This window comes from Marinobacter azerbaijanicus, from assembly GCF_030250645.1.
Lineage (GTDB): Bacteria > Pseudomonadota > Gammaproteobacteria > Pseudomonadales > Oleiphilaceae > Marinobacter > Marinobacter azerbaijanicus.
Genome location: NZ_JASSVS010000003.1, coordinates 109,915 through 124,205, shown reverse-complemented (window position 1 = coordinate 124,205; position 14,291 = coordinate 109,915). Strand labels below are relative to the sequence as shown.

Below are 14,291 nucleotides of genomic sequence, written 5' to 3'. Positions count from 1 at the left end.
TTATGCCCTGCAACGGACCATGATTAAAGACGACGCTCGATGGCATCCAGCAACTGACTGGAGATATCGATGCCAAAGGCGGCGTCAAGTTCCCTGATACACGTGGGACTGGTCACGTTGATCTCCGTCAGATAATCGCCAATCACATCGATACCCACAAAGATGAGCCCTTTTTCCTTGATCACTGGTGCCACCCGATCGCATATTTCCCGGTCACGGGCAGTCAGCTCACGACCCTCCCCGCGGCCGCCAGCGGCCAGATTACCGCGATTCTCGCCATGGGAGGGAATGCGCGCAAGCGCGTAGGGAACGGGTTCGCCATCAATCAGCAGGATGCGCTTGTCACCCTGTTTGATCTCGGGAATGTATTTCTGCGCCATGGCCTGATGGGCGCCATGATTGGTCAGCGTTTCGATAATCACGCCCAGATTGTCGTCATTCTCCTTCACGCGGAAGATCGAGCGCCCGCCCATGCCATCCACCGGCTTCATGATAACGTCGCCATGCTCGGCGTAGAATTCCTTAAGCCGATGGGCAGAACGGGTCACAATCAGCGGCGGGGTACAGTCTTCAAACTGGGCAGCGAACAGTTTCTCGTTACAGTCGCGCAAAGTGGACGGCGGGTTGACCACCAGTGCACCTTGCTGCTCCGCAATATCCAGTATATGGGTGGCCATCAGGAACTCGCGGTCCACCGGCGGATCCTGCCGCATCAGGATAACATCCAGGTCGCCCAGCGCCCGATCCTGGCTGCCGCCGAATCTGAACCAGTCTTCCGGGTCCATGTGCACAGTCAGGTCGCGGGTGCGCGCTCTTGCCTGCCCTCCCTGCAGATAAAGGTCCGGAAGCTCCATGTACTCGATTTCCCAGCCCCGCTTCTGGGCCGCCAGCAGCATCGCCAGTGAGCTGTCTTTCTTGAAATGGATGTTCTCGATGGGGTCCATCACAATTCCGAGTCGGACTGTCATAATGCCTCGTCAGGTAAAAGGTTGAAAACACGAACCGGTCTGCAGAGCGCTCTTGGGAATAAGTGCTATGCTGTGATCACAGATGGTATTGTACCCGAGCCGCGAATGCATCCGGAGAAATCCCGTACCAATTACGTGACTTTCCCGGCAGAAGTACATTTGGTCACAAAGTTATACTTTTTATCCGGCTACCAATACTCTATAAATGAGCGGGATTTATAGAACAACGTTAACGTTTGTGTTAAAACCCCCGGTTGAAAAATAACGACAGTCGCAGAGCGCAAGGCAGTTGGACAATGGATGACAACTTCGAGAATCTGAAGATTATGGTGATCGACGATAGCAAGACCATTCGTCGCACCGCTGAGACCCTTCTTAAAAAGGTCGGTTGCGAAGTAATCACCGCAACAGACGGCTTTGACGCTCTGGCAAAAATTGCCGACTCCCAGCCCAATATCATTTTTGTCGATATCATGATGCCCCGGCTGGACGGCTATCAGACCTGCGCACTCATCAAGAACAATTCCTCTTTCAAAAAGACGCCGGTTATCATGCTCTCCAGTAAAGATGGACTGTTCGACAAGGCCAAAGGCCGAATTGTCGGCTCAGACCAGTACCTGACCAAACCGTTCAGCAAGGATGAGCTTTTAAACACGATTCGCCAGTACGTTCCCCAGGCGGAACAATAAACCTGCTGAAGCAAAGAACTATTGAGGACACCATGGCCCGCATTCTGATTGTTGATGATTCCCCGACCGAGGTTAAGAAAATCTCGACCATTCTGGAAAAGCACAAGCACGAAGTGCTGACTGCCGACAACGGTGCCGACGGTGTCGCCAAGGCCCGCGCCGAAACTCCGGACCTGGTCCTGATGGACGTGGTAATGCCGGGCCTGAACGGCTTCCAGGCAACCCGCCAGCTGACCCGCGCCCCCGAAACCGCTTCCATCCCGGTTGTCATTGTGACAACAAAAGACCAGGAAACGGACCGCGTATGGGGTACCCGTCAGGGTGCCAAGGGTTATCTTGTAAAACCCGTCGTTGAAGACGACCTGATCAAAACAATCAATAGCCTGATTGCCTGATCCCCAACCGTGGAGTAAGCATGTCCGCCCAGGCCGCCCCTTTTGCCGTTCTGACGGATATCGCCCGACGCAGCCGCGCCATGGCTGCCGGACTGCCGGAACAACAGGAAGCCGTTGAACTCTGGAACGGGATCGGCTTTGTTCTGGCAGGCGAGCGCTACGTTGCGCCCATGGGCGAAGTCACTGAAATCCTCCATGTCCCCCGCTTCACCCATATACCGGGGGTTCATCAGTTCATGATGGGCGCCGCCAACGTGCGGGGCCGCCTCCTGCCACTGGTCGATCTTGCCAGCTTTTTCGAAATACCCCGATCTTCCCGCAGTCAGCGTGAGCGTCGGGTACTGGTTGTGGAACAGGGTGACGTATTCAGTGGCCTGGTGGTCGACAGTGTCTCGGGCATGCAGTATTTCGCAGTGGACAGCTTCGTGGCGTCGCCACAGGATGTGCCTGCCAGCGTTCAGCCGTTTGTGAATGGCGGTTACGAGCGTAATGAGGAAGTCTGGAAAGTGTTTTCCGCCGCCGAGCTTCTCGGAGACGAACGCTTTCTGGATGTAGCGCAATGGTAAGGGTGGTGATAACGGCAGGAACTCCTTCCCGCCTGCCCAACGCCCGCAGAAACAAACTTGCCAATATTACGAAGAGGCCGGGAGCCAGAAAATGAAAAATAGAGCCGGAAGACTCAGTATGGGACAGGGAGGCAACAAACTGGTTGCCGGCCTGATCGCCGCACTGATCGCATTGACCGTCCTGCTCGTTGCAGTGCTGTTCATTATCAACAAGGACAGCCAAAACGACCAGGCATACATCGCCCACGCCTCGGAGCTGCGGGTACTGTCACAGGAAATTGCGAAAAACGCGACGGAAGCAGCGGGCGGTACTGCCTCGGCCTTCGACGCTCTGCGACGTTCCCGTGACGAGTTCGAGCGCCTCTGGGGTTATGTGGTTGATGGCAATCCGGAAACCGGCCTGCCTCCAAGCCAGATCGCCCGGGAAAGCGACGTACAGCAAACCTGGGAAGAGGTGCGGGACAACGCTGACAGCATTCTTTCCACCCGGGACGCGGTACTCGGCCTCCATGAAGTTGCCCGCACCCTGAACGAAACCATCCCGCAGCTGCAGGTGGAATACGACGACATCGTTCAGATCCTGCTGGACAACAACGCCCCGGCAGAACAGATCGCACTTGCACAGCGCCAGTCACTGCTGGCAGAGCGGATTGTACGGTCAGTCAACAACGTATTGTCCGGTGACGAAGACGCGGTTATCGCCGCCGACCGTTTCGGTCGTGACGCCAGCCTGTTCGGCCGCGTCCTTGAAGGCCAGATGAACGGCAACCCGGCCATGGGCATCTCACAGGTTAACGACGAAGATGCCATCTACGGCCTCGAAGCCGTCGGCGAACTGTTTGAATTCGTATCCCAGAACGTAGACGCAATCCTTGAGGCCTCTCCCGACCTCTTCAAGGTGCGCACAGCTGCCAGCGACATCTTCCAGAACTCACAGGTTCTGCTGGACGAATTGTCGGTTCTTGCGGAGAAGTTTACCGGCCAGGCCGGCTCACGCTTTATCAGCCCGACCCTCGCCTTTATCATCCTGGCCGCCATGGTCGGTATCGTTGTGATGATCGGCGTGGTTCTCTACCGCGAAGCCCAGGAGCGCCTGGCAACAACCCAGGAGCAGAACGAGCAGAACCAGAACGCGATCCTGCGACTGCTGGACGAACTGGCTGACCTGGCCGATGGTGACCTGACTACTGAGGCCACGGTAACCGAAGACTTCACCGGTGCCATCGCCGACTCCATCAACTACGCGATCGACCAGATGCGCGGACTGGTACAGGCAATTCGTGGTACCGCGGTACGGGTAGCATCAGCGGCCCAGGAAACCCAGGCCACGGCCATGCACCTGGCGGATGCTTCCGAGCACCAGGCCCAGGAAATTGCCGGCGCTTCCGCCGCGGTTAACGAGATGGCGGTGTCCATCGACCAGGTATCCTCGAATGCTGCCGAATCCTCTGCCGTTGCGGAGCGGTCGGTTGCGATCGCGAAGAAAGGCGCGGAAGTGGTACAGAACACCATCCGCGGCATGGACAACATCCGTGAACAAATCCAGGAAACCTCCAAACGGATCAAGCGTCTGGGTGAGTCTTCCCAGGAAATCGGTGACATCGTATCCCTGATCAACGACATCGCCGACCAGACCAACATCCTGTCCCTGAACGCCGCAATCCAGGCCTCCATGGCCGGTGACGCGGGCCGGGGCTTCGCGGTCGTTGCGGACGAAGTTCAGCGACTGGCGGAACGTTCCTCCGCGGCAACCAAGCAGATTGAGGCGCTGGTCAAGACGATCCAGTCGGATACCAACGAAGCGGTTATCTCCATGGAACACACCACCGCCGAGGTGGTCCGTGGCGCCCGTCTGGCCCAGGACGCGGGTATCGCCCTCGAGGAAATCGAGAACGTATCCATGTCTCTGGCGGAGCTGATCCAGAACATCTCCAACGCTGCGCGTCAGCAGTCGTCTTCTGCGGCTCACATTTCCAACACCATGAACGTCATCCAGGAAATCACCTCGCAGACCTCCTCCGGTACCAATGCGACTGCCAAGTCCATCGGTAATCTGGCAGAGATGGCGTCTGAACTGCGGTCCTCTGTTGCGGGCTTCACACTGCCCGAGGAAGAGTCGGCTGATCAGGAAGAAGAGGAAGACAGCGACGTTCCGGTGGTGAGCTGATTATCGCTGTGAGGCTGCTGACAGTTTATGGCTGAAACACGCAACCATCTGTCACCTGCCGACGGCATCTGGTCACTGCGCCGGCTTCCGGATATGGACGAGGCGCAGTTCAACCAGTGGCAGACGCTGCTTGAGCACCGCACCGGCATAACGCTGCCTTCCGGACGCAAGTCGTTTCTCGAAACCAATCTCGGGATTCGCATGCGGGAAATAGGATGCAGCAGCTACCAGGCCTACTACGAGCAGATCGTATCCGGCCCGGATGCCATTATGGAATGGTCCACTCTGGTGGACCGCCTGACGGTACAGGAAACCCGGTTTTTCCGGGATCCGGATGCCTTTCAGCTGGTGTCTGACTATGTACTTACCCGGCCTCGCGAAGCGCTGAAAAAGCGCCCTCTGGAGGCCTGGAGTGTGGGTTGCTCCACTGGCGAGGAACCCTACACATTGGCGATGCTGCTGAACGAGTGCATGGAAGGGCTGTCTTTACAGCCACTGTATGGGGTGACCGGCTCCGATATCAGCAAACCCGCCATCAACAAGGCCCAGTCCGGCCTGTTCAGTGCGCGTAAGCTGATAGGAATGGACGAGGCCATGAAGGCCAGGTACTTCCGGCCGGCAGAGCGGAACAACGTTGAAATTGTAAAAAGCATCCGGGAGCGGGTGTGTTTCACAAGGCTGAATGTGCTGGACCTGAAGCATGCCCCCATGCACGGAATGAACATTATCTTCTGCCAGAATCTGCTGATTTATTTCCGGCGCTGGCGCCGGCGGGAAATCGTAAAACGGCTTGCAGAGCGGCTGGCGCCCGGGGGGTTGCTGGTCCTGGGCCAGGGAGAACTGACCGACTGGCAGCCCCCTGGCTTACAGAGGGTACCCTCGGAACATGTGCTGGCGTGGATCAAACGCCAGACTGACGAAGAATAACCGGAGTGGTTATGGGCAATCACCATGACAGCATCGCCCTGGACTGGGTTCGGGGCGAAATACAGGACACGCTGACCCAGGGTCAGCAGGCACTGGAAGCGTATGTCGAGAATCGTGACGACACCGCGCGCCTGCGCTTCTGCCTGAACTATCTCCACCAGGTTCACGGTACCCTGCAGATGGTTGAGCTTTATGGCGCAGCCCTGCTGACCGAGGAAATGGAGAAGCTCACCCAGGCAGTCCTGAACGAAACCGTCGCCAGTGTGGACGACGCTGTGGAAGTATTGATGCAGGCCATCCTGCAGCTTCCCCAGTACCTGGAACATCTGGCCAGCAGCAAGGATGATTTTCCGATGGTGCTGCTGCCATTGCTGAACGATCTCCGGGCTGCGCGGGGCGAATCGCTGCTGTCTGACACGTCGCTGTTCAAGCCCGACCTGACGCCTTCCAAAGTTGCAGCGGCAACCAACGTGTCCCAGCGACTGCAGGACCCAAAAGTTCTAGGCCATATCCGCAAACTTCGCCAGATGTATCAGTTCGCCCTGGCCGGGGTTATTCGCGAGGCGGATCTGGATGCCCATTTCGAGTACATGCAGAAAGTTATCCAGCGGCTGATCCGGCTTTGCCAGAAAACCCCCCGCGGGCAGCTCTGGAAAGCAGCCGGCGCCTTTGTGGAAACACTTCAGGAACACGTTAATCCGGTCAACACCGCCGTCAAGTCACTGCTCCGGGAACTCGATGCGGAAGTACGTCGGCTGACTGACGAGCATGTGGATATCCTGCAACAGCCGGTACCGGAAGCGCTGCTCAAACACCTGCTCTATTACGTCGCCCGTGCCCGCGATCTGGATACACCACTGGTACAGGAGTTACGCAACGACTATCGCCTGGAACAGGCCCTGCCCTCCGATGACGACGTAGACGCCGCCAAAAATAGAGTATCCGGTCCCGGTCGCGATGCTATCCACTCTGTGGTCAGCGCTCTGAACGAGGAGTTGGCCAAGCTGAAGGACCAGCTGGATCTGTTCGTCCGCTCCGAACTGCGCCAGAACGACGAACTGGAAGAATTACTGCCCGGCCTCCGCCAGGTGGCCAATACCCTCGCGGTACTGGGCCTGGGCATACCCCGAAAAGTTATCACCGAACAGATCGAGCTGGTGGAGAAGCTCTCCGCCCAGGCCGAGGCGGTGGATGACGGTACCCTGATGGATATCGCAGGCGCCCTGCTCTATGTCGAAGCCAGCCTTGCCGGCCTTGACAGCGACAGGCACTCCGAGAGCCAGTCCTCTGACGAGGATCAGCAGGGGATCAGCATGGGCTCACGGGAACTGAGCGAAGCCAGTGGCGCCCTATTGAGGGAGTCACGCAATACCCTTGAGCAGGTCAAGACCGCCATCGTCAATTTCATTGCCTCTCAGTGGGAAACCGGCGAAATCGAGCATGTGCCCGGACTGCTGCACAGCATTCGCGGCGGCCTGAGCCTGATACCCCTGGACCGTGTCGCCGATATGCTGGCCTCTGCCGAGCGCTACGTCACCGATGTGCTGCTGGGCGGCAAACAGGTTCCCGACTGGAAGCAGCTGGACACCCTGGCGGATGCCATCACCAGCATCGAGTACTATCTGGAACGCCTGGCAGAGGGCATAGAAGACAACGAGAGCGTCCTGCGTGTGGCCGAGTCCAGCCTTGATTCTCTCGGGTTCCCGGTTGGCAGGGAACCTACCTGGCAGCATCCGTCAGAGGAAGAAGTACCTCTGGTTGACACTGAAATCTCCGCAGAGGCGGATGCCGAAGACGCCAAAGGCTCGGACCAGGAGCTTCTGGATGACGAAATACTCGGCATCTTTATTGAAGAGGCTGAGGAGGTTCTGGAAACCATCAACGAGTTCTACCCCCGTCTGCGCCAGAACCACGACGATCGCGAAGCATTGACCGAAGTTCGCCGTGCGTTCCATACCCTCAAGGGCAGCGGACGACTCGTGGGCGCCACCAGTATTGGCGAACTGGCCTGGTCAGTGGAGAACCTGCTCAATCGGGTCATAGACCAGACGCTCAGGCCCAATGACGAGATGTTCAGCCTGATTGACGACGTCAACAGTCGAATCCCGGCGCTGATCAAGGACTTCCGTAGTGGCCAGTCTGACGGTGATGTGGCAGAGCTTATCGAGCGCGCCGAAGCCATGTCCACCACCCGCAAGACCGAAACTGACAGCACAACGGCCGAGCCGGCGCCAGAGTCTGAAAAAACCGGCCCGGAAGAGGAAGCAGCACCGGAAGTCCCCACTGTCGAAGAACCGCCTGTTGCAGAAGATAGCGATGAAGATGACCTCATCGACGACGAAATTCTCGAAATTTTCATCGAGGAAGCGGGCGAAGTTCTGGATACCATCCGTGAATACCTCCCCATGCTGCTTCGCCAGCATGATGATCGCACAGCGCTGTCTGAAGTCCGGCGCGCATTCCACACCCTGAAGGGTAGTGGCCGCATGGTAGGTGCCCTGGTTGTGGGCGAGCTCGCCTGGTCTGTTGAAAACATGCTGAACCGGGTAATCGACGGCAGCATTTTCATGAACGATGACATCGCCGGCTTGCTGGAAGAGGTTACCTCCATTCTTCCCGAGCTGGTCGAGGACTTCGAGAAGCGTCGCGCTTCATCCCGCGATACCTCGGTACTGGAAGCCCGCGCCAAGGCCCTTGCCAATGGTGAAATACCGGATGCCAGCACCATGCCGCCATCGGAAACGGCGGCAACCTCTGCTGAGGAGCATGCCTCTGACGCCCTCCAGACGGAAGATGACGAAGACACCGTGGTAGACCCGGTACTGCTGGACATCTTCGAGAGTGAGACCGAGACCCACCTGCAAACCCTGCAGGATTTCATCTACGCGGCCGGTGACAAGGCCAGTGTTGCCTATACGGATGATCTCTCCCGTGCCCTCCATACCCTGAAAGGCAGCGCCCACACAGCCGGCATTGGCCCGATAGCTGCTGTGATTACGCCACTGGAACGGTTCGTCAAGGAAGCCCGCGCCCAGAACAAACGCGCGGACCAGGAGGTTGTCGGCCTGATCGAAGACGCCTGCAACTTCCTGACCCAGGGGCTGAGCCAGATCCGGGAGAACCCCCAGGGAGATCTTCCCGGCACGGATACCTTCCTGGAAAAACTGGAGCAGGTCAGCAATGCCACACTGCGAAGCGCCCGTTCCCATGACGATGAAACGGAAGATAGTAGTCGGCCGCAGCTGGTTAAGCTGTTCCTCAATGAAGGCCTGGATATCCTGTTGGATGCAGACCGGATCCTGGATGAGTGGGCAGAAAACCCCGAGCAGACCTCTGCACTGAATACCCTCCGCACAGAGCTGCAGCAGTTGACGGACGGCGCGCAACAGGCTGACCTGACCGACGTCGCTGAACTCTCCGGTGCACTGACATACGTCTACGAGCGCGCTGCAACGCCGGGATTCCAGCCGGATCCGTTGTTCTTCGACACCATCCGCGCCGGCCATGAACACCTGATCAACATGATGGATCAGGTGGCCGCAGGGCTTGCTACGGAAAGCGGTGACGAACTGATTGCCAGCCTGAACGCACTCGCCTCGGATGTGTCCGGGGAGGCAGCGGACGAGGCGCCGGATGCCTTTGAACAGGAATTCACTGAAGATCTTGAGGAGATTGACCGCAGCTTTGATCTGGACGCCGAGGAACCGTCGGAAGACATCGATGAAAGGCCCCCGCTGGCCGAAACCGATGATGATATGGATCAGGAACTGGCCGAGATCTTCCTTGAGGAAGCCCGTGACCTGATCGACAGTACCGCCGATGCCCTGCACAGCTGGAGTGACAATACCGGCAACCTTGACCTGCTGCGTCTGCTGCAACGGGACCTGCACACCCTGAAAGGTGGCGCTCGCCTTGCCGACATCCCGCCCATTGGGGACCTTTCACACGAACTCGAGAACCTCTTCGAAGGTCTGACCGAGCAGCGGCTGGCCGTTACCGGCGAACTGTCTGACCTGCTGTTCCGCTGTCACGACCGCCTGGCGGGAATGGTGGACGCGCTGGAGCAGAACGAGCAACTGCGACCGGCACCTGATCTCATCAGTGAAATCCACGCCTACATGGACGGCGCCACCGGCTCCCGTCCGGTCACGGACGTGAATCACGATGATGGCGGGTCCGAAGAGGACATAGAAATTCCATTGGCGGACCTGGATGAAGGCGATACGGAGACATCAGCGGAAACGCCGGACGAAGCTCCCGAAGAAGAACACGCCACCGACCTCTCCCATCTCGACCCGGAGCTTGTTGGCATCTTCCTGGAAGAAGCCTATGACCTGATCAACTCCACTGGCAGTGCCTTGCATACCTGGAGTGAAGACACCTCCAACCGCGAAGTGGCTGCGGAGCTGCAGCGTGATGTGCACACACTCAAGGGTGGCGCCCGCATGGCCGGGGTCGATGCCATTGGCGACCTCACCCATGTACTGGAAGACCTTTTCGAGAAAGTGGCAGAGGGCCAGCTAAACGCCAGCGATGAAATGATCGACCTGCTGTTCGCCTGTCACGACCGTCTGGCGCAGATGGTCGAGCAGGTTGCCACCCAGAAGCCCTGCCCGCCGGCAACCGACTTGGTCGCACGGGTTGAGGCGATCCTCTCTGGCAGACTGCAGCCTTCCGCAGCGCCTGAAGAGCCGGCGGAAGAACCGGAAGCACCAGCAGATGTTTCCGACAAAGCAGACGAACAGCCAACCTCCGTCGCGCAGGCCATCCCGGAGGCATCTGACGACGATCTGGTAGGCATCTTCCTTGATGAAGGTCTCGAGATTCACGAGGCCATTGGTGAATGTCTGGCCCAGTGGCGTGACGACCCGGAAGAACTCGCAGGAGTGACCCAGCTTCAGCAGGAACTGCACACCCTCAAGGGCGGTGCACGTCTGTCCGATGTTGACCCCATTGCCGACCTGGCAGAGGCCTGGTCTGATGCACTGGACCCGCTGATTGCCGGTTCCAGCAACCAGTCGATTCTGCTGGAACTCAGCGAAAAAGCCCACAGCACCCTGCAGAGCATGCTCTCGAGCCTGGAAGAGGGCAGCAAGCCAGAAGCTGACAGGATACTCATTGAAGCATTGAAAGATGCCCACAAAACGTCCGGTGACGACCTTTCCGAACCGGCGGAAGCTTCCGCCGAGGAAGACGCCGTTGATGCCGAAGTGCTGGAAATCTTCCTGGAAGAGGCCGGTGAGATCCTTGACCAGCTGGAGCAGCTGCTGGACGACTGGCGCAAAGACCCGGCCAACCACCACTTCAACCAGGAAGCCCAGCGGGCACTGCACACTCTGAAAGGTGGTGCCCGGCTGTCGCAGCTGTCCGAGTTGGGAGACAAGGCTCATGCCCTGGAAACAAGGCTGATCGATCTGGGTGGTAACACCCCGGGCGACGAAGCCTGGCAGGCCATCACCGAAGATCACGATGCCATCGTGGCGCTGGTCTCCAGAATACGTGACCGCTTCGAAAACACCGGTGCAGCCCCGGAACCTGCAAAACCAGCGGTAGAAACACCGGTTGCACCAACAGCGCCCGAGCCGACAGCAGCGAAGCCTGCCCAGCCAGAGAAACCGGTGGCGCCAGCGCCCAAGCCCAATAAGACACCTTCCAAGGCGCCTGCGAAAGCGGCGGCTGCCCAGCGTGCGCCCCAGGAAACCATCCGGGTATCCGCGCCGTTGCTGGACGAGCTGGTCAACCTGGCCGGTGAAACCAGTATTACCCGTGGTCGCCTGGAGCAGCAGACCAGCGACTTCAGCCACAACCTGGATGAAATGGCCGCCACCATCGAGCGTCTGCGTGAACAGCTGCGCCGGATGGAAATCGAGACCGAAACCCAGATCCTGTTCCGCGCGGAGAAGGAACACGGCCCGGATTACGGCGACGACTTCGACCCGCTTGAGATGGACCGCTATTCCGCCATCCAGCAGCTCTCGCGGGCACTCACGGAATCATCCTCCGACCTTGCAGACCTGCGGGAAACCCTGTCTGACCGGGTGCGCGACACCGAGACCCTGCTGGTACAACAGTCACGGATTAACACGGAACTCCAGGAAGGTCTGATGAAGACCCGGATGATTCCGTTTGCCTCCATGGTGCCCAGATTGCGCCGTATCGTTCGCCAGATCAGTGGCGAGCTGAGCAAGAAGGTCGAATTTGATGTCCGCAACCCGGAAGGGGAAATGGACCGCAACATCCTTGAACGCATGATCGCGCCGCTGGAACACATGCTGCGTAATGCGCTCGATCACGGTATCGAGACGCCGGCAGACCGTAAAAAGGCCGGTAAGCCGGAAACCGGTGAGGTTACCCTGTCGCTGACCCGTGAAGGTGGCGATGTGGTACTGCGGATGATTGATGACGGCGCCGGCATTCCTGCCCAGGTCATTCGCGACAAGGCGATCCGCCAGGGCATGATGTCCGCGGACGAAGACCTGAGCGAGCGGGAAATCCTGCAGTTCATCCTGCAACCGGGCTTCTCCACCGCCCAGCAGGTCACCCAGATTTCCGGCCGCGGTGTGGGCATGGACGTGGTTGCCAGCGAGATCAAGCAGCTCGGCGGCAGCCTGGACATCGATTCCACTGTCGGCAAGGGCACGGTCTTCACGGTTCGCCTGCCGTTCACGGTCTCCGTCAACCGGGCACTGATGGTGTCCACGGGTGAGGATTTCTACGCCATCCCACTGAACACCATCGAAGGTATCGTGCGTGTCAGCACCTACGAGCTTGAGGAATACTACAAGCCCGAAGCGCCCCTGTACGAATACGCCGGCCAGCAATACCGCCTGCAGTATCTGGGCAGCCTGCTGAACAGCGACCACCATCCCAAGCTCCAGGGCCAGGCCCTGCCACTGCCGGTTATCCTGGTGCGCGGTGCCGAACAGCCCATGGCCCTGCAGGTAGATAGCCTGATGGGTAGCCGCGAAATCGTGGTCAAGTCTCTTGGCCCGCAGTTCAGTACGGTACGGGGTGTTTCAGGTGCCACCATACTGGGTGACGGTAACGTGGTGGTGATCCTTGATCTGCCGGCGATGATCCGTTCCGACATCCTTTCCGAGCGCCAGCGCATTGCCAACCTGGAAAAAGCGAAAGAGGCCTCACGCCGTCAGGAGCAGTCTACCGTGGTTATGGTGGTGGACGATTCGGTTACCGTACGCAAGGTAACGTCGCGCCTGCTGGAACGAAACAACATGGAAGTCATCACCGCCAAAGACGGACTGGACGCAGTGGCCCAACTCCAGGATCACAAGCCGGACATCATCCTGCTGGATATCGAGATGCCCCGTATGGATGGCTTCGAAGTGGCCAGTTTTGTGCGCCACGATGAAAATCTCAAAGACACACCGATCTGCATGATCACTTCCCGTACCGGTGAGAAACACCGGGAACGGGCTCTGGCCATCGGCGTCAATGAATACCTCGGCAAGCCTTTCCAGGAGACCGAGCTGCTTGAAACCATCACGCGGCTGACCGGGAATCAGTGATGACCGGCCAGCCAGGACGGCCAACGGTCGGTATCGTCTCGGACATTGTCCTGCAGCGCCACCGGCTGCAGGAAGCGGCGTCCAGGTTCGGCCTGGATGTCTGTTTTTCCGGCGACCCGGATCGACTCCAGGGTTATCCTGAGTTTCCGGAAGCCAGTCTGTGGCTGATTACCCTCGAAGACGAAGCAGATCATCCGGTCCTGTTCGATCATCTGCTGGAGAATACCGAAGCACCCGTCCTGTTTGGACTGGACGCGGCCCCGAAGCCAGGCACCACAGAGTACTTTCGCTGGGAACGCCGACTGCTCGACAAACTGGAGCAGTGTCTCGGACATCTTGAGAAGCTGGATTCCGCAGCCTCGATCGAAGAACTGGCCAACGAGCAGCCGCGGACAACAACCGCCCCCAAGCTTCCCCAATGGATCCCCCCGGCATCCGCGGACCTGCCCGCCGAAGAGATCTGGATTCTGGGGGCTTCGCTCGGTGGTCCCGCGGCAGTGAAAACCTTTCTAGACAACCTGCCACCCGGATTGCCGGTGGGCTTTGTCTATGCCCAGCATATCGACAACAACTTTACCGAAGTGCTCACCCGTGTGCTTGGACGCCACGCCCACTACCAGCTGAAACCGGCGGAAAACGGGTATCGGATTCATAACGGTGACGTTATCCTGATGCCAGTCGAGCACGAGTGGGCCCTGGACGACAGCGGCGCACTGCAGCAGAGGGATACTCCCTGGCCCGGCCCCTATGGCCCGTCCATTGATCAGGTACTGCTGAATATTGCTGACCATTATGGCGCCAGATGCCATGCCATCATTTTTTCCGGTATGGGCAACGACGGCGCCATTGCCGCGCCACTACTGAAGGCCTATGGTAGCCGCATCTGGGTACAGGAAAGCAGCAGTTGCGGAAACAGTTCCATGCCTGATTCCGTGGCGGCTACCGGTTGTTCCGTTTTCTGTGGCACGCCGGAGCAGCTGGCCCGAGAACTCGTCAAAACGATTGAAGAATCCTGCCTGCTCAAAGGCCGGCAGAAACGGGATTCCGCCTGAG

8 protein-coding genes are annotated in these 14,291 nt (G+C 58.6%); 7 read left to right on the top strand and 1 reads right to left on the bottom strand.

Going from position 1 to position 14,291, the window contains the following annotated elements; translation table 11 throughout:
* Positions 1 to 23: 23 nt before the first annotated feature.
* Positions 24 to 968: a glutathione synthase gene (gene gshB, locus QPM17_RS07000; protein WP_285389943.1), complete on the bottom strand. Its 945-nt coding sequence runs from the start codon at positions 966 to 968 to the stop codon at positions 24 to 26.
* 296 nt (positions 969 to 1,264) lie between these two features.
* On the opposite strand from gshB, the gene pilG reads away from it, so the two are divergent.
* The 7 genes from pilG (at position 1,265) to QPM17_RS06965 (ending at position 14,290) form a co-directional block, all read left to right on the top strand.
* A complete protein-coding gene (gene pilG, locus QPM17_RS06995; RefSeq protein WP_007154228.1) occupies positions 1,265 to 1,657 on the top strand; it encodes a twitching motility response regulator PilG in 393 nt (130 codons plus the stop codon).
* A 32-nt stretch (positions 1,658 to 1,689) separates the two neighbouring features.
* Positions 1,690 to 2,052 (top strand): twitching motility response regulator PilH, encoded by a 363-nt coding sequence (gene pilH, locus QPM17_RS06990; protein WP_007154227.1) that lies wholly within the window; start codon positions 1,690 to 1,692, stop codon positions 2,050 to 2,052.
* A 20-nt stretch (positions 2,053 to 2,072) separates the two neighbouring features.
* On the top strand, positions 2,073 to 2,618 hold the full coding sequence (locus tag QPM17_RS06985; protein WP_285389942.1) for a chemotaxis protein CheW: 546 nt from the start codon (positions 2,073 to 2,075) through the stop codon (positions 2,616 to 2,618).
* Positions 2,619 to 2,709: 91 nt separating this feature from the next.
* Entirely contained in the window at positions 2,710 to 4,785 is a 2,076-nt protein-coding gene (locus QPM17_RS06980) for a methyl-accepting chemotaxis protein (protein ID WP_285389941.1), read from the top strand.
* Positions 4,786 to 4,812: 27 nt separating this feature from the next.
* Positions 4,813 to 5,712 carry a CheR family methyltransferase gene (locus tag QPM17_RS06975; protein ID WP_285389940.1) on the top strand — a complete coding sequence of 300 codons (900 nt, stop codon included), beginning with the start codon at positions 4,813 to 4,815 and terminating at the stop codon, positions 5,710 to 5,712.
* A gap of 11 nt (positions 5,713 to 5,723) precedes the next feature.
* Positions 5,724 to 13,238 carry an Hpt domain-containing protein gene (locus tag QPM17_RS06970; protein ID WP_285389939.1) on the top strand — a complete coding sequence of 2,505 codons (7,515 nt, stop codon included), beginning with the start codon at positions 5,724 to 5,726 and terminating at the stop codon, positions 13,236 to 13,238.
* Positions 13,238 to 14,290 (top strand): chemotaxis protein CheB, encoded by a 1,053-nt coding sequence (locus QPM17_RS06965; RefSeq protein ID WP_285389938.1) that lies wholly within the window; start codon positions 13,238 to 13,240, stop codon positions 14,288 to 14,290. Before QPM17_RS06970 ends, QPM17_RS06965 begins: the two co-directional genes overlap by 1 nt.
* Position 14,291: the final 1 nt, after the last annotated feature.